Source organism: Auraticoccus monumenti, assembly GCF_900101785.1.
In the GTDB taxonomy this organism is placed as follows: domain Bacteria; phylum Actinomycetota; class Actinomycetes; order Propionibacteriales; family Propionibacteriaceae; genus Auraticoccus; species Auraticoccus monumenti.
On sequence record NZ_LT629688.1, the window covers coordinates 3,990,836 to 4,010,973 of the forward strand.

Below are 20,138 nucleotides of genomic sequence, written 5' to 3' on the forward strand. Positions count from 1 at the left end.
GCAGCCGGCGTCACGCGTCCCCGGGGCGTCGAGACGGGGCGACCGCCGCCACGGCGCGGAACCCACCCGGACGCACGACAGCGGGGCACCCCCGAAGGAGTGCCCCGCTGCTGCGTCCGGGTGGTCGGCGCTCAGTGCGCGTAGTCGCCCTTGTAGTACTGGTAGACCCAGCCGGCGATGGCCCACAGACCCAGGCCCATACCGAGGATGGTCAGCCACCAGCCGAAGACCGGGCCGAGGAGGGTGATCATCAGCATCACCGCGCAGACCACCGGCCAGGCGCTCCGCGGCGGGAAGAACCCGAGCTCGCCGGCGCCCTCCACGATGTCGGCCTCGAGCCGGTCCTCCGGACGCTCGTCGTGCTTGAGCGCCGTGACCAGCAGGTAGGCCAGCAGCATGGTCGACAGGCCGAAGGTCAGCACCAGGGCCACCGAGCCGGTGATCTCCAGGCTGAGCACCCAGTAGACCGGGATGACGGCCAGGAAGAACAGCTCCAGGACCACGAAGATCCGCAGCTCCGCGAGCAGGGCCAACGGACCGCCGTCGCTCTTGAGCCCCAGACCGAGGAAGGTCAGGCCGAGCGCCAGCGAGGACAGCCCGGCAGCCAGCACGGCCGGCCACTTCGTCATCTCGGTGCCCAGCACCAGCCACATCACCAGCGACCAGACGATGTAGCCGACACCGAGGACCCCGAACCAGGCGGACTCCTGGACCAGCGGCTTCTTCAGCGCGTCCATCAGCGCTCCTCCCCCTTGGCGTAGGAGTTCGCACCGGGCAGCGTGCTGTCGGGTGACGTCCCCTCGACCCGGTTCTTCAGCTCACCGACACGACCCGCGTCGGCACCGGCGTCGATCAGCTCGTCGGCGTCGGCACCCACCGCGGCGTACTCGGTGAGGGCGATCTCGGGGTGGTGCAGGTCGAAGGCCGGCGAGTCCGAGCGGACCTGCGGGAGCTTCTCGAAGTTGTGCCGCGGCGGCGGGCACGAGGTGGCCCACTCCAGCGAGCGTCCCCAGCCCCAGGGGTCGTCCACGACGACCTTCGGGGCGCGGCGGGTGATCCAGACGTTCCAGATGAAGGGCAGGAACGACAGGGCCAGCACGAAGGAGCCGAAGGTGGAGACCTGGTTGAGGAAGGTCAGGCCCTCCTCGGGACGGTAGTCGGCGTAGCGCCGCGTCATGCCCGCCGCACCCAGCCAGTGCTGGACGAGGAAGGTGACGTGGAAGCCGATCATCGTCATCCAGAAGTGGATCTTGCCCAGCCGCTCGTTGAGCATCTTGCCGGTGAACTTGGGCCACCAGAAGTAGAAGCCGGCGAACGTCGCGAACACGATGGTGCCGAAGAGCACGTAGTGGAAGTGCGCGACCACGAAGTAGGTGTCCGACACCGGGAAGTCCAGCGGCGGGCTGGCCAGGATGATGCCGGTCAGACCACCGAAGAGGAACGTGGTGAGGAAGCCGAAGGCCCACACCATGGGCGTGTCGAACGTGATCGACCCGCCCCAGAGCGTGCCGATCCAGTTGAAGAACTTCACCCCGGTGGGCACCGCGATGAGGAACGTCATGAAGGAGAAGAACGGCAGGTTGACCGCCCCGGTGACGAACATGTGGTGGGCCCACACCGCCATCGACAGCACACCGATGGCCAGGGTGGCGGCGACCAGTCCGACGTAGCCGAAGACCGGCTTGCGGCTGAACACCGGGAGGATCTCGGTGATGATGCCGAAGAACGGCAGCGCCACGATGTAGACCTCGGGGTGGCCGAAGAACCAGAACATGTGCTGCCACAGCAGCGGACCGCCGTTGGCCGCGTCGAACACGTGGGTGCCGAGGTTGCGGTCGCTGAGCAGGACCAGCAGGCCGACACCGAGCACCGGGAAGGCGATGATCGCCAGCATCGAGGTGACCAGGATGTTCCAGGTGAAGATGGGCATCCGGAACATGGTCAGACCGGGCACCCGCATCGTGAAGATGGTGGTGATGAAGTTGACCGAGCCGAGGATCGAGGACAGACCGCTCATGTAGAGCCCGACGATCCAGAGGTCGGCCCCCACCCCCGGGGAGTTCGCGCCGTCGCTGAGCGGGACGTAGGCCGTCCAGCCGAAGCCGGCGCCGCCGTCGGGGCTCAGGAAGCCCGAGCAGGCCACCAGGCCGCCGAGCAGGAAGAGCCAGAAGGAAAAGGCGTTGAGCCGCGGGAACGCGACGTCGGGCGCCCCGATCTGCAGCGGCATGATCGCGTTCGCGAACGCGGAGAACATCGGCGTCGCGAAGAACAGCAGCATGATCGTGCCGTGCATCGTGAAGAACTGGTTGTACCGCTCGTACTGCAGGTACTGCAGACCCGGGAACGCCAGCTCCGCGCGGATGCCCAGCGCCAGCAGCCCGCCGAGTGCGAAGAACACCAGCGACGCGGCGAAGTACATGTTGCCGATCAGCTTGTGGTCGGTGGTGGTCAGGCAGCGCCAGACCATCGCCCCCAGCCGTCGGCTCGCCCGCTCGGGGACGACGGTGGACTCACCAGCCACCCGTTCCGCGACGCTCATTCGCCCTCACCCTCTCCTGACGCCTCGCCCTCCTGGGGCGCGAGCTTGGGAGCAACCACCGTCTGGCTGCCGTAGTTCGTGCCCACGTTGCCGCGGGCCTCGAGGCCCTGGAGGTAGGCCTCGTACTCCTCGGCGCTGACGATGTGCACCTTGAAGATCATCGCCGCGTGGTAGGTGCCGCAGAGCTCGGCGCACTTGCCGATGAACTCGCCCTCCTGCGTGGGCGTCATGGTGAAGCTGTTCGGCTTGCCCGGGATGACGTCCATCTTGAAGTAGAAGGACGGGACCCAGAAGGAGTGGATGACGTCGGGGGAGGTCAGGTTGAAGCGCACCGACTCCCCGACCGGCAGGTACAGGTCGGGCGAGGAGTTGATGGTGCCCGACTCCCAGACGTCGGTGCCGCCGCCCTGGCTGAGGGACTCGCGGTAGTTGAACGTCCAGGACCACTTCTGGCCGACCACGTCGATGGTCCGGGCGGTCTCCAGGGACTCGCCCTGCTGCGCCGAGGCCTCGTCGCCGTCCCAGTTGCCGGCCAGCACCTTGTTCTGGGTCTGGACGGTGAAGACGAAGAGGACACCCACGATCAGCAGCGGGGTGAGGGTGTAGAGGATCTCCATCGGCAGGTTGTAGCGGCTCTGCCGGGGGGCGTCGGTGCCGGAGGCCCGGCGGTGACGGCGGTACCGGATGCCGGCGTAGCCAATCAGGCCCCAGACGAAGACACCGACCGCCAGGGCGGCGATCCAGCTGCCGTTCCAGAAGTCGCCCACGAAGGGGGCCCGGTCGCTGGCCGGTACGGGCATGCCGAGCCGACGCCACTGCTCCGTCGTCTCCGCGCTGCACCCGCTCAGCAGCGTCGCCGTGCCGACCGCGGCCAGGGCGACCCGCGCCCAGCGGCCAGGTCGAGCCGTGCTCCTCAGACCCACGTCACACCCTTCCGTCCTCCGGGTCGGGACCGACCCATCACGCCCGGCAACCCTAACGCACGATCCCGGCCCGGCCACGCCGGGAGCACGGGGTGCGAAGGGAGTCGGGCACCGTCACCCGGCATTCGTCCGCAGGGCCTCCCCCGGACGCGACGACGCCCCCGGACCTGGGGTCCGGGGGCGTCGTCGAGGAGCTCAGTTGAAGCTGTCACCGCAGGCGCAGGAGCCCGTGGCGTTGGGGTTGTCGATGGTGAAGCCCTGCTTCTCGATGGTGTCGACGAAGTCGATGGTGGCCCCCATCAGGTAGGGCGCGCTCATCCGGTCCGTGACGACATTCACACCCGAGAAGTCGGCCCGGACGTCCCCGTCGAGCTCGCGCTCGTCGAAGAAGAGCTGGTAGCGCAGACCCGAGCAGCCGCCGGGCTGGACGGCGATGCGCAGGGCCAGGTCGTCGCGCTCGGCACCGGCCAGCAGCGCACGCACCTTGGTGGCGGCGCCGTCGGTCAGGGCGACACCCTCGGGGGTCTCGGTGGTGGTGGTCCCGGCGTTCACGTCGGTAGTGGTCATGTCACGCTCCGTAGCGGTCGAGGTCGGCTCCGTCTGGGCCAACACGAGTCGATCCGAATCTGTTCCTGCAGTCTACGGCCCCGCGCGGGGCCGGCCAACCGCCGGCACCGTGGACGGCGGGTGGGGTCAACCGGCGAGCTCGGCGTCGCTGGCGGAGAAGGTGTCGCAGGCCCCGACCCCCTGGGACACGCCGCGCTGGAACCAGGTGACCCGCTGCTCGCTGGAGCCGTGCGTCCAGGTCTCGGGCTGGACCTGGCCCTGGGTCTGCTGCTGGATCCGGTCGTCGCCGATGGCCTCGGCGGCGTCGATGGCGTCGCGGAGCTGGTCCTCGGTCACCGGCTCCAGCCGGGTCCGGCCCTGGTCGTCGGTGATGGTGGAGGCGGCGCCCACCCAGGCCCCGGCGTAGCAGTCGGCCTGCAGCTCCAGCCGGACGCCGTCCGAGGTCGGCCCGGTCCGGCTGCGGTCCAGCTGGTCCATGGTGCCGGTGAGCTCCTGGATGTGGTGCCCCCACTCGTGGGCCACGACGTAGAGCTGGGCCAGCGGGCCGGCCGAGGCCCCGAAGCGGGAGCGGAGCTCGTCGTAGAAGGAGGTGTCGATGTAGACCGTCTGGTCCGGCGGGCAGTAGAAGGGGCCGACGGCGCTGGTGGCGTTGCCGCAGCGGGTGCTGACGGACTGGCTGAACAGCACCATCTCCGGCGCGGTGTAGCCGTCCAGCTGGGTGGCCCAGAAGTCGTCCAGCGACGTCGCCGCCGCCTGCATCCGGCAGTCGACGTCGGCGTTGGCGTCCTCGCCGGTGAGGCACCGCTCCAGCGCCTGGTCCTCGACCGGGGCCGGCCCGGCCCCGCCGCCGCCCTGCACCACGCCGGTGAGGTCGACGCCGGTGAGCTGGGAGATCAGCAGCACCACCAGCACGACCCCGATGCTGCCGCCGCCGACCCCCATCCCCACGTTGCGACCGCGCTTGCTGACGCGGCCGCCGCGGATGTCGGAGTCGGGGTTGAACGTCATGGAGGGGAGGCTAGCGGCCGGCCGACGACCCCACCGCCCACGAGCGCCCGACGCGAAGGGCGAGTGCCTCCAGGCCGTCGGGGTCCACCACGGGCTCCTGACCGACCAGCGGGACGGGCCCGAGGGCGTGCGCGGACTCCACACCCATCAGCCGGGTCTCGCGGGCGCCGATCTGCACCGAACCGGCCAGCACCACGCACGGCCGGGACGTCGCCGCGGCCCAGCCGGCCACCGCCTGCACCTCCGGCCCGCCGCGGTGGGCGAAGTCGAACCCGGTGCACGTGGTCACCACGACGTCGGCGGCCGCGACCGTCTGCTGCAGGTGGGCCTCCTCCGCCAGCCAGTCCGTGCCGGTGACCAGCGACCCGCCGAGGGCGAGCACGGCGAAGCCGCAGCCCCCCGCCGCGCCGGCGCCGCGGACGCCGACCACCTCAGGGGCCTGCTCACGGGCGAAGCGCTCGAGCTCGGCGTCCAGCTCGACCAGCAGGGCCTGGTCGGGGGTCGTGGCCGTGGCGTGGCCGCGCAGCGCCGTGGTGCCGCGGAGCCCGAGCAGCGCCGTCGTGGTCTCCCCCGGCGCCACCACCGCCACCAGCCTCGTCCCGGCCAGCCGCTCGCGCGCCGCGCCGAGACCGCCGAGCTCGTCCAGCAGACCCCGCCCGGCGTCGTGGGACCACACCGAGGTCAGGTCCAGCACCACCGAGCGCGGGGCCGGGCGGTCGGCCAGCACCGCCGCGAGGGCCCGTCCCAGCAGGTGGCTCCCCGGACGGTCCTCCAGGGCGGGCGGTGGGCCCGGCGGGGTCTCGGGGGCGACCACGACGCCTCCCCCGGCCCGGGCCGTCACCAGCACCGCGTCGTCGTCGGCCAGCAGGGCGACGTCGGCACGCCACAGGTAGGCGGCGGCCGCGACCAGGTCCGGCCCACCGGCCGCCAGCGGGACCACCACGAGCTCGCTGCCCGGCGCCGCCCGCAGCCAGCCGCGGGCCACCGCACCACCGGCCTCGGCGGCCGCGATCCCGGCCACCCCCGCGCTCGCCACCAGGACCCTCACCCGCCCATCCTCCCACCGCGGCGACGGGACGCGGATCAGCCCGATGAGCCGGCCGGCTCCGACGGGTCCACCCAGGCATGACCCGACACGTCGTGATCGCCCTGCCCACCGCGGACCGCTCCGCCGCGCACACCTTCTACGGCGCGGGCCTCGGCCTGCCCACCCCCGGACCGCTCGCCGATGACGGGGTCCCCGAACCGCTCGAGGTCGAGCTCACCGAGGGCTGTCGGCTGATGCTGGTCCCCACCGGCGGTTTCGGCTGGGTGACCGGCGGGCGCACCGTGGCCGCGCCCGGCACCGTCGAGTGCCTGGTCACCCTCCCCGTGGACGACCCGGAGGGGGTCGACCGCCTGCTCGCGCGGGCCCGCGCGGCCGGGGCCGAGGTGGTGTCGGAACCGGGCCAGCAGCCCTGGGGGTACGCCGCCACGTTCGCCGACCTCGACGGCCACCTGGTCGAGCTGGTCGCGGCGCCCGGCTGATCCCGGGGGCGTCGGAGCGGACGCGACCACCGGCGACGGGGCGGAGGAGGTAGGAAGGACCGGTGACCACCTTCGACCGCGTCCCCGCCCTGACCCGCCCCGACCTCCTGGCCGAGCCGACCCTGCGTGCTCTCCGGTCCCTCGACGCCGACACCGCCGCCCGGTTCGAGGTCGCCGAGATCGACCCCGCCCTGGCCGACACCGAGGCGCTCTGCCGCGCCTTCGACCTGCCGCTGGAGGCCTCGGCCAACTGCGTGCTGGTCACCGGGAAGCGGGCCGGTGAGCTGCGCCCGGCCGCGGTGGTGGTGCAGGCCAGCCGCCGGGCGGACGTCAACGGGGCCGTCCGCCGCCACCTGGACGTCCGCAAGATCAGCTTCACCGCCCACGAGGAGGCGACCAGCGGCTCCGGCATGGAGTACGGCGGGATCACCCCGGTGGGCCTGCCCGGGGACTGGCCGCTGCTGGTGGACGAGGGCGTGGTCGCGGAGGCCGAGGTGGTGATCGGCTCAGGGCTGCGCCGCTCGAAGCTCTTCGTGCCCGGCGCGGTGCTCGGCCGGCTGCCGGGGGCGACGGTGCTGCCGCTGGCCCAGTAGGGCCGGGGACGACGCTGCCGCCGACCCCCGCAGGGGTCGGCGGCAGCCGGGTCTCGTCGGGTGGGACGTGCTCAGCCGGGGATGAGCCCCTCACCGGAGGTGTTGTCGGCCAGCCACTCCCGCACCTCGTGCAGGGTCGCCTCGGCGTCGGGGAGGATCAGGTCGGAGTCGGCCAGGGAGTCGTCGGGGACGGGGGTGCCGACCCGGCGGACCTCGGCCAGCAGCCCGGTCAGGGCCCGGGTGAGCTCGGTCTCGTCACCGCTGTCGACGGCGGTCTCGATCTCCTCGTCGTGGGCGTTGAGGGCCGCGAAGGCGCTCTCGTCCAGCGTCCACTGGCCCTCGTTCAGGATCCGGACGATCATCGCAGCCCCTCCTGCCCGGGAGCCGGCTGGGTGCTCGGTGCCTGGTAGGTCTCGAACCCGCCCTGCTGCTGCGGCCGGGCCTCGCCCTGGGGCGCGTTCTCGATGGCCGGGGCCGACGCGCTGCGGCCGGTGCCGAGCGAGGCCCTCATGGCCGCCAGCTCGTCCTCGACCTGGGAGGTGGAGGCCAGGGCGTCCAGCTCGCGGGTGATGTCGTCGTTCGGGCCGGTGGTGGGGTCGTCCAGCACCCCGCTGGCCAGCAGCTCGTCCATCGCCCCGGCACGGGCCTGCATCTGCGCGGTCTTGTCCTCGGCGCGCTGGATGGCCATGCCGACGTCGCCCATCTCCTCACCGATGCCGCTGAAGGCCTCGTTGATGCGGGTCTGCGCCTCGGCGGCGGAGTAGGTGGCCTTGATGGTCTCCTTGCGGGTCCGGAAGGCGTCGACCTTGGCCTGCAGCCGCTGGCTGGCGCGGACGAGCTTCTCCTCCTCGCCCTGGAGTTGCGCGTGCTGGGTCTGCAGGTCGGACAGCTGCTGGGCGACCCCGTTCTTGCGGGTCAGGGCCTCGCGGGCCAGGTCCTCGCGGTTCGCCTCGAGGGCGCGCTTGGCCTGGACGTTCAGCTTGTCCATCTGGGTGTTCAGCTGGGCCGCCTGCAGCTCGACGCGCTTGCGGCTGGTGGCCACGTCGGCCACACCCCGGCGCACCTTCTGCAGCAGCTCCAGCTGGCGCTGGTAGGAGTAGTCCAGGGTCTCGCGCGGGTCCTCCGCCTTGTCCAGTGCCTTGTCGGCCTTGGCGCGGAAGATGGTGTTCAGGCGCTGAAAGATGCCGCTCATCGGTACAGGGTGTCCTTCCTGGACGGTCGTAGAGATCCCGTGCCGTCCAATGTAGGCGCACAGCCCACCCACCGGCACCCGCCGGGTGTCGGTTTCAGGGCCGTGATTGGGAAATGGGGGTCGAACCCTGAGAGGATGCCCCTACCCCCGAGGCCTTCGGGGGACTGTCGACACGAGGTGAGGCGTGGCACTCTTCCGCCCCTACAAGCACGACCCGCAGCGCAGCGAGGACGGCTCGGAGCAGCCGACGACGACGCCGCGCCTGGACGCATCGGCACCACCGAGCACGAGCAGGCCCGCGGCGGTGCCCATGACGCCGCGCACCAAGAAGGCGCCGCCGCCGGTGACCCCGGCCCCCGCCCCCACCCCCGAGCAGGCGGCCGCCGAGCGCGTCCGCAACGCCCCCAAGGCCCGGCCGACGCCGTCGCGGCGCGAGGCGGAGGCGGCCCGCCGGGAGCGGCTGAACCCGTCGATCAGCAAGAAGGAGGCCCGGCGCCGTGCCGCCGACGCCAACCGGCGGACCCGGATCGCGCAGATGGCGGCCCGGGACAACACCCCGGCCAAGACCCTGATGCGCGACCACGTCGACGCCCGGTTCAGCCTGGGCCAGCTGCTGCTTCCCGCGCTGCTGGTGATCGTGATGTCGACCTTCCTCGGCTCGATCTTCCCGCGCATCGTGCTCTTCTCGACCCTCGCCATGTACCTCTTCATCGCCCTGGTGATCGGGGACTTCGTGCTGATGTGGCGCCGCTACCGCCGCATCGCCGAGGAGCGCGGGATCCCGATCGAGCGTGGCCTGAAGATGTACGGCATGAACCGGATGATCCAGATCCGGCGGATGCGGCTGCCCAAGCCCGTCGTGTCCCGCGGCGACTCCTACTGACGGGTCGGCGGGTGCAGCACGGCTGGCACTGGGTGCCGCACCCCGAGGAGGGGACCCGGCGCGGCTTCGAGGAGGCGGGCGGCACCACCAGCTTCCCCAGCCAGGGGGAGGCGGAGGCCTGGCTCGCGGAGAGCTGGGCGGACCTGGCCGACCTCGGGGTGGACGCGGTGAGCCTCTACGAGGACGACCGGCTGGTCTACGGGCCGATGGGTCTGGCCGCCGGCTGATCCCGCGGCCGGCTCGCTAGTCCGGCTGGTCCAGCCCGAGCACCACGACGTCGACGGCGTTGTCGCCCCAGCACAGCCGGGCCATCGGTCCTGGCCCGTCGGACCAGTGCTCGCTCACCCGCACCGAACGAGCCCGCAGCAGCAGCGCGGAGGCCAGGCCGTGGGAGCGACCGGTCGTGCGGACCAGCAGGAAGGTGCCGTCGGCGAACCCGAGGCGCACGGCGCCGGCGACGGGGGCGGCGCTGACCACCCGGATCGGGACCCCGCGGCGCTGCAGCACGCCGAGCCGGGCCAGCAGCAGCTGCTCGCGGCGGGCGTCCAGCTCGGCGGTGAGGGGGTCCTCCCAGGGGACCAGCGCGTCGAGGGGGTCTGCGCCCAGGGGGTCGGGGGCGCGCCGGGGACGACGACGCAGCCACGCCATCCAGTCCACTCCCCCAGTGTGCGCCGCCCGGACGGCGGCGACCAGGGCGGCCTCAGAGCTCGCGGACGCCGGGCTGCACGAACGGCGGCTTGACCATCGCGAAGGTCTCGCGGCGGTGCCGCACCTGCACCTCGACGTCGCTGCCGACCGGGATCGAGGCGTCCACCAGGGCCAGCGCGATGCCGGTCTTCAGGGTGGGGCTGAAGGTGCCGGAGGTGACGGTGCCGATGACGTCCTCGCCGTCCACCAGGTCCATCCCGGCGCGCGGGATGCCGCGACCGCGGGCCCGGAGGCCGCGCAGGCGTCGGGCCGGACCGGCCTCCTTCTCCGCACGCAGCGCCGCGTGGCCGAGGAACTCCGGCTTGGCCCACCCGACCGCCCAGCCGAGCCCGGCCTGGACGGGGGTGATCTCCGCTGAGATGTCCTGGCCGTGCAGCGGGTAGCCCATCTCGGTGCGCAGCGTGTCCCGGGCGCCCAGCCCGGCGGGCTGGATGCCGTAGGGCTCGCCGGCGGCCAGCACGGCCTCCCAGACGGGCCCGGCGGCCGCGGCCGGCACCACCAGCTCGTAGCCGCGCTCGCCGGTGTACCCGGTGCGGCACACGGTCAGCGAGGTCCCGGCCAGCTCGGCGGTGACGAAGCGCATGTAGTCGTGCCCGACCGGCAGCCCGGCGGTGGCCAGCACCTCGTCCGAGCGCGGACCCTGGACGGCGACCACGACGAGGTCTCGGTGCTGGTCGAGGACCTGCACCCCCTCCGGGGCCAGCGCCTGGAGGGTGGCCACCACGGCCGGGGTGTTGGAGGCGTTGGGGACGAGGAAGACGTCGTCGTCGCCGTGGCGGTAGGCGATCAGGTCGTCCACCACGCCGCCGTCCTCGCGGCACAGCAGCGTGTACTGCGCCTGACCGGCACCGACGCGGTCGAGGTCGTTGGTCAGGCAGCGGTTGAGGAACGCCGCCGCACCCGGGCCGGCGACCCGCACCTTGCCGAGGTGGGAGACGTCGAAGACGCCGACCTGGGAGCGCACCGCGGCGTGCTCGGCCAGCACCCCGCCGCCGGCGTACTCCAGCGGCATGGACCAGCCGCCGAAGGCGGCGAACCGCGCCCCCAGCCGCTCGTGCTGGGCGTGCAGCGGTGACGTCACCAGCTGGTCGTCCGGCTCACCCATCGACAGATCCCCCTCGTGCGTGCGGTCAGGCGAACCTAGCGCACGGGCGCGGAGCACCGGTGCGCCCGCGGCTACCCTGTCGCACGGACCCATCCACGACCCTGAGGAGCACACGTGTCCTGTCCCACCCCCGCCTCGCTGACCTTCTCCACCACCGCCCCCCGCTCCGCCGACGTCGTCGTGCTCGGTCTGGTGGAGGGTGCCGACGGTCCCGAGGTCGTCGGCGCGGACCGGAGCCTGCTGACGTCGTGGAGCAAGCGGCTGGGGCGTGAGCTGATCGAGGTCGCCACCGAGCTCGGCGCCCGCACCAAGGTCGGGCACACCGTGCTGCTCCCCGGCGCCGGCAGCGCCACCCGCGTGATGGTCGTCGGACTCGGCCCGGTGGCCGCGATCCGGCCCGAGGTGGTCCGCCGGGCCAGCGGTGCCGCCCTGCGCGCCGTGGCCGGTCTGGGCGTCGAGGGGGGCGCCAGCGTGGTGCTGGTCCCGCACAGCAAGGACCCCGAGGTCGCCCAGGCCGCGGCCGAGGGCGCCCTGCTCGGCACCTACCGCCACCAGCCGCTGACCTCCGGGGAGCCCGCACCGGTCACGGTCGCCTCGGTCACCGTCGTGGTCGACCTCGGCCGCCAGGCCAAGCCGCTCGCCGACACGGTCCGGGCCACCTGCTCGGCGGTGCTGGCCGCCCGCCACTGGGTGAACCTGCCCCCCAACCTGCTCTACCCCGAGACCTTCGCCGAGGAGGCCCGGACCCTGGCCCGCGGCTCCAAGCTGTCGGTGGAGGTGCTCGACGAGGACGACCTGGTCAAGGGCGGTTACGGCGGCCTGCTCGCCGTCGGCGGCGGCTCCTCCCGCAGCCCCCGGCTGGTGCGCCTGGCCTACCGCCCGCGCGGCGCCACCGCCCACCTGGTGCTCGTCGGCAAGGGCATCACCTTCGACTCCGGCGGTCTCAACCTCAAGCCCGCCGACGGCATGTACACGATGAAGTGCGACATGGCCGGCGCGGCGGCGGTGCTGGCGGCGACCCGCGCGGTGGCCGACCTCGGTCTCAAGGTCAACGTGACCACCTACGCGGCGATGGCGGAGAACCTGCCCTCGGCGACCGCCTACCGCCCCTCGGACGTGCTGACCATGTACGGCGGCACGACGGTGGAGAACGTCAACTCCGACGCCGAGGGGCGGCTGGTGATGGCCGACGCCCTGGCCCGCAGCCAGGCCGACGAGCCGGACCTGGTGATCGACGTGGCCACCCTGACGGGGGCCTGCATGGTGGCGCTCGGTGACCGGATCGCCGGCGTGATGTCCAACGACGACGACGCGGTGGAGCGCGTGCTGGACGCGGCGGAGGTGAGCGGTGAGGAGTTCTGGGCGCTCCCGCTGACCGACCAGTTCCGCGACGACCTGGACTCCAAGGTGGCCGACGTCCGCTCCGGCGGCGGCCGGCTGGGCGGGGCGATGAGCGCCGCGGCGTTCCTGGAGCGGTTCGTGGCCGACGGCACCCCGTGGGCCCACCTGGACATCGCCGGGCCGGCCTTCAACAACGGCTCGCCGTGGGGCCACGTGCCCGAGGGCGGCACCGGTGTGGCCGTGCGCACCCTGGTCGAGGTGGCGCGCTCGCTGGCCTGAGCGGGTCGGGCCGCTGCGGCCGGGTCCGACGACCCGGCCTCAGCGGTCCTTCTGGCTCGAGTTCCAGTCGCGCATCCGCTGGGGGTAGCCCACCACCCCGGCGTCGTAGCCCGGGAGCCCCAGGTGCTCGGCGAAGGAGTGCCCCCAGGACGGGGTGGGGATGCTGCGTCGCGTCCACTCACCGTCGTAGGCCACCAGCAGCAGCGTCGGGCCGGTCACCTTGGTGGCCGGCTCGACCCACGCCTCCACCCCGCGGCGGGAGGTGGCGAACTCCGTCAGGTGCCGGGTGGCCAGGTCGCTGATCGGCGCGGGGCGCCCCGGGGTGGCCGGGCCGCCCGGGCGGCGCCGACGGAGTCTGGAGAGGATGCCCACCCCGCCATTATCACCGCCGGACCCCAGCGGGGCTGGGACGTCGACCGTCCCGGCCGGCGTCCGCCTCCCGGCCGGTCAGGAGGTGCAGAGGCAGAAGGGGTGACCGGCGGGGTCCAGGAGCACCCGGAAGGTCTCCCCCGGCTGGTGCTCGGCCCGGGTCGCCCCGAGCTCGAGGACGGCGGCCTCGGCGGTGTCGAGGTCGTCGACCACCACGTCGAGGTGCATCTGCTGGGGCGGGGACTGCGAGGGCCAGCTCGGCGGGGTGTAGCCCTGCACCTGCTGGAAGCAGAGAACCTGGCCGTGATCGGCCCGCACCTCCGCCCAGTCGCCGGAGCCCTGGACCTCCCAGTCGAGCAGGGCGCCGTAGAAGCGGGCCAGCACGACGGGGTCGGGGCAGTCGAGGACGGTGGTCGGGTAGCGCGCGATCGCCATGACGGGACGCTAGCCCGGCTGTGCCGGGCGTGTCACCCCTCGGGCGTCACCGCCGGGAGCGCCAGCGCGGTGCGCACGACGTCGGGCCCATGACCGAGCGCGAGCACCGGCAGGGCCACCCCCGACACCGCCGCCGTCACCCTCCCTGCCAGGGGACCGCCGCGCAGCCGCGGCCGGGCGAGGTCCGGACGCCCGGCGAGGACCGGGTCCGGACGCCCGGGAGGACCGGTCCGGACGCCCGGGAGGACCGGGTCCGGACGCCCGGCGAGGACCGGGTCCGGGCGCCAGGCCGGCCGCGGGACGTCTCGCGGCCTGCTCCCGGGTCGGCTCACGCCGGGCACGCTACTGGCCACGGGTGCGGCGGGGTCCACCCCGCGGAATAGTCCGGGCCGCTGCGCGTTGAGATGGATGATTGAATCGTCAACCATCAAGGGAGCCCGTCATGCAGTTCGGAATCTTCAGCGTCGGCGACGTCACGCCGGACCCCACCACGGGGCGGGCGCCGAGCGAGGCCGAGCGGATCCAGGCGATGGTCACCATCGCCCTCAAGGCCGAGGAGGTCGGGCTCGACGTCTTCGCCGCCGGAGAGCACCACAACCGGCCCTTCGTCCCCTCCTCCCCCACCACCCTGCTGGGCTGGGTGGCGGCGCGGACCGAGCGGCTGCAGCTGTCCACCGCGACCACGCTGATCACCACCAACGACCCGGTGAAGATCGCCGAGGACTACGCGATGCTGCAGCACCTCAGCGGCGGCCGGGTGGACCTGATGATGGGTCGCGGCAACACCGGCCCGGTCTACCCCTGGTTCGGCAAGGACATCCGGCGCGGCATCGACCTCGCCCTGGAGAACTACGACCTGCTGCGCCGGCTCTGGCGCGAGGACGTCGTGAACTGGGAGGGGCGCTTCCGCACCCCGCTGCAGGGGTTCACCTCGACCCCGCGGCCGCTGGACGACGTGCCGCCCTTCGTGTGGCACGGCTCGATCCGCAGCCCCGAGATCGCCGAGCAGGCCGCCTTCTACGGTGACGGCTTCTTCCACAACAACATCTTCTGGCCGGCCAGCCACACCCGTCAGATGGTGGAGCTGTACCGCGAGCGCTACGAGTCCTACGGGCACGGCCCGGCCGACACGGCCGTCGTCGGGCTCGGCGGGCAGGTGTTCATGCGCGAGAACAGCCAGGACGCGGTGACGGAGTTCCGGCCCTACTTCGACCACGCCCCGGTCTACGGCGGCGGCCCGTCGCTGGAGGAGTTCAGCCGGCAGACCCCGCTCACCGTCGGCAGCCCCGACCAGGTGGTGGAGCGCACGCTCGGCTTCGTCGACTACGCCGGCTCCTACCAGCGCCAGCTCTTCCTGATGGACCACGCCGGCCTGCCGCTCAAGACCGTGCTGGAGCAGCTGGACCTGCTCGGCGAGCGGGTGGTGCCGGTGCTGCGTCGGGAGATGGAGGCCCGTCGTCCCGCCCACGTGCCGTCGGACCCGCCCACCCACGCGTCCCTGCGCGAGGCCGGCAGCCAGCACGCCAACGCCCACGTCCGTCCGCACGAGGAGGCCGCCCGCCGCGCCTCCGACGCCGCCGCGGTCGAGGTCGCCGGGGGTGTCCGGTGACCACCCGCTCGCTGGTGGTGGTCTCCGCCGGGCTCTCGGTGCCCTCCTCGACCAGGCTGCTGGCCGACCGGCTCACCGAGGCGACCCGGCAGGCCCTGGCCCAGGCCGGGGAGGACGTGGTGGTCGAGGTCGTCGAGCTGCGCGAGCTGGCGCACGCGATGACCGACCAGCTGCTCACCGGCGTCCCCGGTGAGCAGCTGGAGCGGGTGCAGAACTCGCTGGCCGCCGCGGACGGGGTGGTGGCGGTGACGCCGATCTTCGCCGCCTCCTACGCCGGTCTGTTCAAGACGTTCATCGACCTGCTGGAGCCCGGTCTGCTGGCCGGGACCCCGGTGCTGCTGGGCGCCACGGCCGGCACCGCGCGGCACTCGCTGGCCCTGGACCAGTCGCTCCGCCCGCTGTTCGGCTACCTGCGGGCCCAGGTGGCCCCGACCGGGGTGGTGGCCGCGACCGACGACTTCGGCTCCGACACCGAGCTCGCCGACCGGATCACCCGGGCCGGGCGCGAGCTGGCCGCCCTGATCGGGCTGGGACGTCCGGTGGCGGTGGAGCCCGAGGCGGTGGCGCCCACCGCCCTGACCCCCTTCGAGCAGCTGCTCGGACGGCGCTGAGCCGTCGCTGCGGGCCGGTGTGCGACGTGGGTGCAGAAGACGTGGTCGCCCAACGGGAACTCCGCCACGGGCAGGCTGGTTCTGCTCGGCGACGGGCGACCCGTCCCCGGTGACGTGCAGAACCGGTCACCCAGCCCGATGGCCTCCCGCCCCGGCGAGCGCCGTCGGGCTCAGCGACCGGTTCTGCGTGACCAGGCCGTGGCCGAGAACGCCGACCCTGGTCAGCCGCCATCCGGCACCATCCCCGGGTGCGCCGGGCTCAAGCTCTGAGGGACCGACGCACCATGAGCTCGCCTGTCGCGGCGGAGTCAGCCAGCGTGGCGACACCCTGGGTGGCACCCCTCCGCAAGGCCCGAGCGCCCTCTCGACGGAGGACGTGCGCAGAACCGGGCCCTCAGCAGACATCTCCGCCTCATGAGGGACTGCTGTCTGCTGAGGGTCCAGTTCTGCACAGCAACGGGCGTCGCCTCCCCCGTGGCGTGCAGAACCGGTCACCAGCCCGACGGTCTCCCGCCCCGGCGAGCGCCGTCGGGCTCAGCGACCGGTTCTGCGTGACCAGAGCGGCCGACCTCCGCGCAGGGCCCGGTCAACCGCGGACGAGCGCGTGCCCTGATCACGGGGCGACCTCGTGACCGGCGACGGTGCTGCAAGCCGTGGGGCCCCGGCTCAAGGCGCTGTGGGCCGACCTCCCGACGACGAGCGCCGCCCGACGGTGGGAGGATCCCTTGCCATGAGCGCCGACACGACCCCCGCCGAGCCCGACCTCGTCGTCCTGGGCGGGGGCAGCGGCGGCTACGCCTGCGCGCTGCGGGCCGCCGAGCTGGGGCTGTCGGTCGTGCTGGTCGAGGCCGCCGAGCTGGGCGGCACCTGCCTGCACCGCGGGTGCATCCCGACCAAGGCCTGGCTGCACTCCGCGGAGGTGGCCGACAGCGTCCGCTCCGCCGAGCGGTTCGGCATCCGGGCCAGCCTGGACGGCGTGGACGTGGCAGGGGTCCGCGGGTACGCCGACGCGGTGGTCGCCCGGCTGCACCAGGGGCTCACCGGTCTGGTCCGCTCCCGCGGCATCGAGGTGGTGCCCGCCTACGGACGCCTGGAGCGCGACGGCGACCGGGTGGCCGTCCGCGCCGGGGACCGGCTGCTGCGCGCCGACCACGTGGTGGTGGCCACCGGGTCGCGATCGCGCACCCTGCCCGGTCTGGAGCCCGACGGGGAGCGCGTCCTGACCAGCGACCACGCCCTCCGGCTGGAGCGGCTGCCGGAGCGGGCCGTCGTGCTGGGCGGGGGCGTGATCGGATGCGAGCTGGCCTCGACCTGGCGCTCGCTGGGGGTCGAGGTGACCGTGGTGGAGGCGCTGGACCGGCTGCTCCCGGCGGAGGAGCCCGAGATCAGCGCGGCGGTGCAGCGGGCCTTCCGCAAGCGCGGCATCGGCCAGCGACTGGGCCGGCCGCTGGAGTCGTGGACGACCACCGCGGACGGCGTCACCGTGACGCTGACCGACGGGGAGACCGTCGAGGCCGACGTGCTGCTGGTCGCGGTGGGGCGCGGCCCGGTGACCGACGACATCGGCGCGGAGGCGGTCGGGCTGCCGCTGGATCGGGGGTTCGTGGTGGTCGACGAGCAGCTGGCCACCCCGCTGCCCGGGGTGTGGGCGGTGGGTGACGTGGTGGCCGGGCTGCAGCTGGCCCACCGGGGCTTCGCCCACGGGATCGCGGTGGCCGAGCAGGTCGCCGTCCGCCGCGGGCTGCTGGAGCGGGCCACACCGGTGGTGGAGGACCACCTGGTCCCCCGGGTCACCTACAGCGACCCGGAGGTCTCCTCGGTCGGGCTGACCACGGCCCAGGCCCGAGAGCGCCACGGCGAGGTCGAGGTGGTGCGCTACGACCTGGCCGGCAACGGACGCAGCCAGATCCTGAGGACGTCGGGGTTCGTGCAGGTGGTGCGGGTGGTCGACGGGCCGGTGGTGGGCATCCACATGGTCGGCGCGCGGGTCAGCGAGCTGGCCGCCGAGGCCCAGCTCGTCGTCGGCTGGGAGGCCTGGCCGGAGGAGGTCGCGGCGCTGGTGCACCCCCACCCGACCCAGTCCGAGGCGCTCGGCGAGGCCCACCTGGCGCTGGCCGGCAAGCCGCTGCACGCGCACGGCTGACCCCTCCGGCGCACCGCGGGGCGCCGTCCGGGGCCGGGAGGGATAGGCTGACCGCCGAAACGCGTCGACGTCGCCCAGGTCCGCTCGGGCCGCGGTGCCACGGCGCGGCGAACGCAGTCGAGCTCCGAAGGGGTCCACACAGATCATGTCGACGTCCGTCCCGCTGCCCGCCCTGGGTGAGAGCGTCACCGAAGGCACCGTCTCCCGCTGGCTGAAGGAGGTGGGCGACACCGTCGAGGCCGACGAGGCACTGCTGGAGGTCTCCACCGACAAGGTCGACACCGAGATCCCCTCCCCCGTCGCCGGCACCCTGCTCGAGATCAAGGTCGCCGAGGACGAGACCGTCGAGGTGGGCGCCGTGCTGGCGATCATCGGCGACGCCGACGAGTCCCCGGACTCCGACGGCGGTTCCGACGCCGGTGAGGCCGAGGCCCCCTCCGAGGACGCGTCCGACGACGGCCAGGACGACGCCTCCGGCGCCCAGCAGACCGGTGCCCGCACCCCCGTCTCCGACGAGGAGGACACCCAGTCCCAGCAGCCGGCCCAGGCCGAGCAGCCCAACGACATGGCCGAGCAGGAGCAGCCGCGGCCCAGCGGGTCCTCCACCGGTGGCGGCGGCACGAACGTCGAGCTCCCCGCCCTGGGTGAGAGCGTCACCGAGGGCACCGTCTCCCGCTGGTTGAAGGCCGTGGGTGACACCGTCGAGGCCGACGAGGCACTGCTGGAGGTCTCCACCGACAAGGTCGACACCGAGATCCCCTCCCCCGTCGCCGGCACCCTGCTCGAGATCAAGGTCGCCGAGGACGAGACCGTCGAGGTCGGCGCCGTGCTGGCCGTCATCGGCGACGCCTCCCAGGCGGGCTCCGGTGACGACGCGGGCGACCAGCCCGAGGCCTCCGGCGGCGACGCCGGCTCGGGCACCGAGGTCGAGGAGCAGGCCGACGCCGGTGACGAGGGCGGCCAGGAGCCGGTCCCCGCCCCCGCCGAGGCCCCGACCCAGACCGCGCCCCGCGAGGCCCCGAAGCAGGAGGAGCCGAAGCAGGAGGCACCCAAGCAGGAGGCCCCGAAGGCCGAGGCGCCGAAGCAGGAGGCCCCGAAGGCCGAGGCCCCCAAGCCCGCCGCCCCCCGCGCCAGCGGTGGCGACGCCGACACCTACGTCACCCCGCTGGTCCGCAAGCTGGCCGCCGAGCACGGGGTGGACCTGTCCTCCCTCAGCGGCACCGGCGTCGGCGGCCGGATCCGCAAGCAGGACGTGCTGGCTGCCGCCGAGGAGGCCAAGAAGGCCGCCGCCGCCCCGGCCGAGCCGGCTCCCGCCGCCACCCCGGCCCCGGCGGCCTCCGCCCCGGCCGTCGAGGTCAGCGAGAAGCGTGGCACCACCGAGAAGATGAGCCGGCTGCGCAAGGTCATCGCCTCCCGGATGGTGGAGTCGCTGCAGGTCTCGGCCCAGCTCACCGCCACCGTCGAGGTCGACCTGACCGCGATCTCCCGGCTCCGGGCCAAGCACAAGGTCGACTTCGCCCGCCGCGAGGGCGCGAAGCTGTCCTACCTGCCCTTCATCACCAAGGCGGTGGCGGAGACCCTCAAGGCCTTCCCCAACGTCAACGCCACCGTCGACACCGAGGCCGGCACGATCAGCTTCCCGAGCGTGGAGAACATCGGCATCGCCGTCGACACCGAGAAGGGCCTGATCGTCCCGGTGATCAAGGGTGCGGGCGACCTCAACCTGGCCGGCATCGCCAAGAAGATCACCGACCTGGCCGACCGGACGCGCAGCAACAAGCTGAGCCCCGACGACCTCAGCGGCGGCACCTTCACGATCACCAACTACGGCTCGACCGGGACCCTGATGGACACCCCGATCATCAACCAGCCGCAGGTGGCGATCCTGGGGACCGGCGCGCTGGTCAAGCGCCCCGTCGTGATCAGCAGCCCCGAGCTGGGCGACACCATCGCGGTGCGGGACATGATGTACCTGTCGATGACCTACGACCACCGCGTGGTCGACGGTGCGGACGCGGGTCGCTTCCTGAGCGCGGTCAAGGCTCGGTTGGAGGCCGGCGACTTCGCCTCCGAGCTCGCCTGAGTCTCTTCGCTCTGACGGCCCCTGGGATCACTCCCGGGGGCCGTCTCTGCGTCTGTGGACGACCGGGAGGCGGGGTCGTCAGCCCTGGCGCTGTGGTCGGGGCGCGTCCGTGCTCCGGGAGGGGGTGTCCCGCCCGGCCGAGCCTCCTCCTCGTTCCTCGGAGGAGTTCGGCACAACGCCCGCCACACCCCGACACCCCCTCCCGGAGCACGGACGCTTGCTG

22 protein-coding genes are annotated in these 20,138 nt (G+C 73.3%); 9 read left to right on the forward strand and 13 right to left on the reverse strand.

Annotated features, from left to right (window positions below; all coding sequences use genetic code 11):
* Nucleotides 1–131: 131 nt before the first annotated feature.
* From BLT52_RS18470 to BLT52_RS21760, 6 genes are all read right to left on the reverse strand, one after another.
* Nucleotides 132–737, reverse strand: coding sequence for a cytochrome c oxidase subunit 4 (locus BLT52_RS18470; RefSeq protein WP_231946393.1), 606 nt, complete (start codon nt 735–737; stop codon nt 132–134).
* Nucleotides 737–2,539, reverse strand: coding sequence for an aa3-type cytochrome oxidase subunit I (ctaD, locus tag BLT52_RS18475; RefSeq protein WP_090595566.1), 1,803 nt, complete (start codon nt 2,537–2,539; stop codon nt 737–739). The genes BLT52_RS18470 and ctaD overlap by 1 nt, the downstream gene beginning before the upstream one ends.
* Complete coding sequence (gene ctaC, locus BLT52_RS18480) at nt 2,536–3,462, reverse strand: aa3-type cytochrome oxidase subunit II (RefSeq protein WP_407922611.1); 927 nt, start codon at nt 3,460–3,462, stop codon at nt 2,536–2,538. Before ctaC ends, ctaD begins: the two co-directional genes overlap by 4 nt.
* A 195-nt stretch (nt 3,463–3,657) precedes the next feature.
* Nucleotides 3,658–4,029, reverse strand: a complete 372-nt coding sequence (locus BLT52_RS18485) for a HesB/IscA family protein (protein WP_090595568.1) — start codon at nt 4,027–4,029, stop codon at nt 3,658–3,660.
* Between the two features lie 126 nt (nt 4,030–4,155).
* On the reverse strand, nt 4,156–5,037 hold the full coding sequence (ypfJ, locus tag BLT52_RS18490; RefSeq protein ID WP_090595570.1) for a KPN_02809 family neutral zinc metallopeptidase: 882 nt from the start codon (nt 5,035–5,037) through the stop codon (nt 4,156–4,158).
* A 10-nt stretch (nt 5,038–5,047) separates the two neighbouring features.
* Nucleotides 5,048–6,085: a glycerate kinase gene (locus tag BLT52_RS21760; protein WP_157677212.1), complete on the reverse strand. Its 1,038-nt coding sequence runs from the start codon at nt 6,083–6,085 to the stop codon at nt 5,048–5,050.
* A gap of 77 nt (nt 6,086–6,162) precedes the next feature.
* On the opposite strand from BLT52_RS21760, the gene BLT52_RS18500 reads away from it, so the two are divergent.
* Together BLT52_RS18500 and BLT52_RS18505 are read left to right on the forward strand one after the other, a co-directional pair.
* Entirely contained in the window at nt 6,163–6,564 is a 402-nt protein-coding gene (locus BLT52_RS18500) for a VOC family protein (protein WP_172804076.1), read from the forward strand.
* A gap of 62 nt (nt 6,565–6,626) precedes the next feature.
* Complete coding sequence (locus BLT52_RS18505; RefSeq protein ID WP_090595573.1) at nt 6,627–7,157, forward strand: YbaK/EbsC family protein; 531 nt, start codon at nt 6,627–6,629, stop codon at nt 7,155–7,157.
* Nucleotides 7,158–7,228: 71 nt separating this feature from the next.
* Here BLT52_RS18505 and pspAA read toward each other — a convergent pair whose 3' ends face one another.
* Together pspAA and BLT52_RS18515 are read right to left on the reverse strand one after the other, a co-directional pair.
* Nucleotides 7,229–7,519: a PspA-associated protein PspAA gene (gene pspAA / locus BLT52_RS18510; protein WP_090595575.1), complete on the reverse strand. Its 291-nt coding sequence runs from the start codon at nt 7,517–7,519 to the stop codon at nt 7,229–7,231.
* Nucleotides 7,516–8,349, reverse strand: coding sequence for a PspA/IM30 family protein (locus tag BLT52_RS18515; RefSeq protein WP_090595576.1), 834 nt, complete (start codon nt 8,347–8,349; stop codon nt 7,516–7,518). The genes pspAA and BLT52_RS18515 overlap by 4 nt, the downstream gene beginning before the upstream one ends.
* Before the next feature lie 184 nt (nt 8,350–8,533).
* Here BLT52_RS18515 and BLT52_RS18520 point away from each other — a divergent pair, with 184 nt between their 5' ends.
* Both BLT52_RS18520 and BLT52_RS18525 read left to right on the forward strand, forming a co-directional pair.
* Nucleotides 8,534–9,232 carry a DUF3043 domain-containing protein gene (locus BLT52_RS18520; protein ID WP_090595578.1) on the forward strand — a complete coding sequence of 233 codons (699 nt, stop codon included), beginning with the start codon at nt 8,534–8,536 and terminating at the stop codon, nt 9,230–9,232.
* An 11-nt stretch (nt 9,233–9,243) separates the two neighbouring features.
* Nucleotides 9,244–9,459 carry a hypothetical protein gene (locus tag BLT52_RS18525; protein ID WP_197679105.1) on the forward strand — a complete coding sequence of 72 codons (216 nt, stop codon included), beginning with the start codon at nt 9,244–9,246 and terminating at the stop codon, nt 9,457–9,459.
* A 16-nt stretch (nt 9,460–9,475) separates the two neighbouring features.
* Here the strand turns inward: BLT52_RS18525 and BLT52_RS18530 are convergent, their stop codons facing one another.
* The gene (locus BLT52_RS18530) at nt 9,476–9,889 is read right to left on the reverse strand and encodes a hypothetical protein (RefSeq protein WP_157677213.1); all 414 of its coding nucleotides are present in this window, start codon (nt 9,887–9,889) and stop codon (nt 9,476–9,478) included.
* Nucleotides 9,890–9,932: 43 nt separating this feature from the next.
* Complete coding sequence (gene gcvT / locus BLT52_RS18535) at nt 9,933–11,045, reverse strand: glycine cleavage system aminomethyltransferase GcvT (protein ID WP_090595581.1); 1,113 nt, start codon at nt 11,043–11,045, stop codon at nt 9,933–9,935.
* A 114-nt stretch (nt 11,046–11,159) separates the two neighbouring features.
* Here gcvT and BLT52_RS18540 point away from each other — a divergent pair, with 114 nt between their 5' ends.
* Complete coding sequence (locus tag BLT52_RS18540; protein WP_231946394.1) at nt 11,160–12,665, forward strand: leucyl aminopeptidase; 1,506 nt, start codon at nt 11,160–11,162, stop codon at nt 12,663–12,665.
* Between the two features lie 39 nt (nt 12,666–12,704).
* Here the strand turns inward: BLT52_RS18540 and BLT52_RS18545 are convergent, their stop codons facing one another.
* From BLT52_RS18545 to BLT52_RS18555, 3 genes are all read right to left on the reverse strand, one after another.
* A complete protein-coding gene (locus BLT52_RS18545) occupies nt 12,705–13,037 on the reverse strand; it encodes a hypothetical protein (protein ID WP_090595583.1) in 333 nt (110 codons plus the stop codon).
* Between the two features lie 75 nt (nt 13,038–13,112).
* On the reverse strand, nt 13,113–13,469 hold the full coding sequence (locus BLT52_RS18550; RefSeq protein ID WP_090595584.1) for a VOC family protein: 357 nt from the start codon (nt 13,467–13,469) through the stop codon (nt 13,113–13,115).
* Between the two features lie 32 nt (nt 13,470–13,501).
* Entirely contained in the window at nt 13,502–13,801 is a 300-nt protein-coding gene (locus tag BLT52_RS18555; protein ID WP_090595586.1) for a hypothetical protein, read from the reverse strand.
* Between the two features lie 110 nt (nt 13,802–13,911).
* Between BLT52_RS18555 and BLT52_RS18560 the strand changes: the two genes are divergently transcribed.
* The 4 genes from BLT52_RS18560 (at nt 13,912) to sucB (ending at nt 19,915) form a co-directional block, all read left to right on the forward strand.
* Nucleotides 13,912–15,078: an LLM class flavin-dependent oxidoreductase gene (locus tag BLT52_RS18560; protein ID WP_090595588.1), complete on the forward strand. Its 1,167-nt coding sequence runs from the start codon at nt 13,912–13,914 to the stop codon at nt 15,076–15,078.
* The gene (locus tag BLT52_RS18565; RefSeq protein ID WP_090595589.1) at nt 15,075–15,689 is read left to right on the forward strand and encodes a CE1759 family FMN reductase; all 615 of its coding nucleotides are present in this window, start codon (nt 15,075–15,077) and stop codon (nt 15,687–15,689) included. Before BLT52_RS18560 ends, BLT52_RS18565 begins: the two co-directional genes overlap by 4 nt.
* A gap of 730 nt (nt 15,690–16,419) precedes the next feature.
* Nucleotides 16,420–17,832, forward strand: a complete 1,413-nt coding sequence (gene lpdA / locus BLT52_RS18575) for a dihydrolipoyl dehydrogenase (RefSeq protein WP_090595592.1) — start codon at nt 16,420–16,422, stop codon at nt 17,830–17,832.
* A 145-nt stretch (nt 17,833–17,977) separates the two neighbouring features.
* Entirely contained in the window at nt 17,978–19,915 is a 1,938-nt protein-coding gene (sucB, locus tag BLT52_RS18580; protein ID WP_090595593.1) for a 2-oxoglutarate dehydrogenase, E2 component, dihydrolipoamide succinyltransferase, read from the forward strand.
* Nucleotides 19,916–20,138 lie beyond the last annotated feature (223 nt).

Bases quoted from the DNA above. Each gene is read 5' to 3' on its own strand.
- BLT52_RS18470 (WP_231946393.1), bottom strand. From the start codon at position 737: ATGGACGCGCTGAAGAAGCCGCTGGTCCAGGAGTCCGCCTGGTTCGGG.
- ctaD (WP_090595566.1), bottom strand. From the start codon at position 2,539: ATGAGCGTCGCGGAACGGGTGGCTGGTGAGTCCACCGTCGTCCCCGAG.
- BLT52_RS18485 (WP_090595568.1), bottom strand. From the start codon at position 4,029: ATGACCACTACCGACGTGAACGCCGGGACCACCACCACCGAGACCCCC.
- ypfJ (WP_090595570.1), bottom strand. From the start codon at position 5,037: ATGACGTTCAACCCCGACTCCGACATCCGCGGCGGCCGCGTCAGCAAG.
- BLT52_RS18500 (WP_172804076.1), top strand. From the start codon at position 6,163: ATGACCCGACACGTCGTGATCGCCCTGCCCACCGCGGACCGCTCCGCC.
- pspAA (WP_090595575.1), bottom strand. From the start codon at position 7,519: ATGATCGTCCGGATCCTGAACGAGGGCCAGTGGACGCTGGACGAGAGC.
- BLT52_RS18515 (WP_090595576.1), bottom strand. From the start codon at position 8,349: ATGAGCGGCATCTTTCAGCGCCTGAACACCATCTTCCGCGCCAAGGCC.
- gcvT (WP_090595581.1), bottom strand. From the start codon at position 11,045: ATGGGTGAGCCGGACGACCAGCTGGTGACGTCACCGCTGCACGCCCAG.
- BLT52_RS18550 (WP_090595584.1), bottom strand. From the start codon at position 13,469: ATGGCGATCGCGCGCTACCCGACCACCGTCCTCGACTGCCCCGACCCC.
- BLT52_RS18560 (WP_090595588.1), top strand. From the start codon at position 13,912: ATGCAGTTCGGAATCTTCAGCGTCGGCGACGTCACGCCGGACCCCACC.
- lpdA (WP_090595592.1), top strand. From the start codon at position 16,420: ATGAGCGCCGACACGACCCCCGCCGAGCCCGACCTCGTCGTCCTGGGC.
- sucB (WP_090595593.1), top strand. From the start codon at position 17,978: ATGTCGACGTCCGTCCCGCTGCCCGCCCTGGGTGAGAGCGTCACCGAA.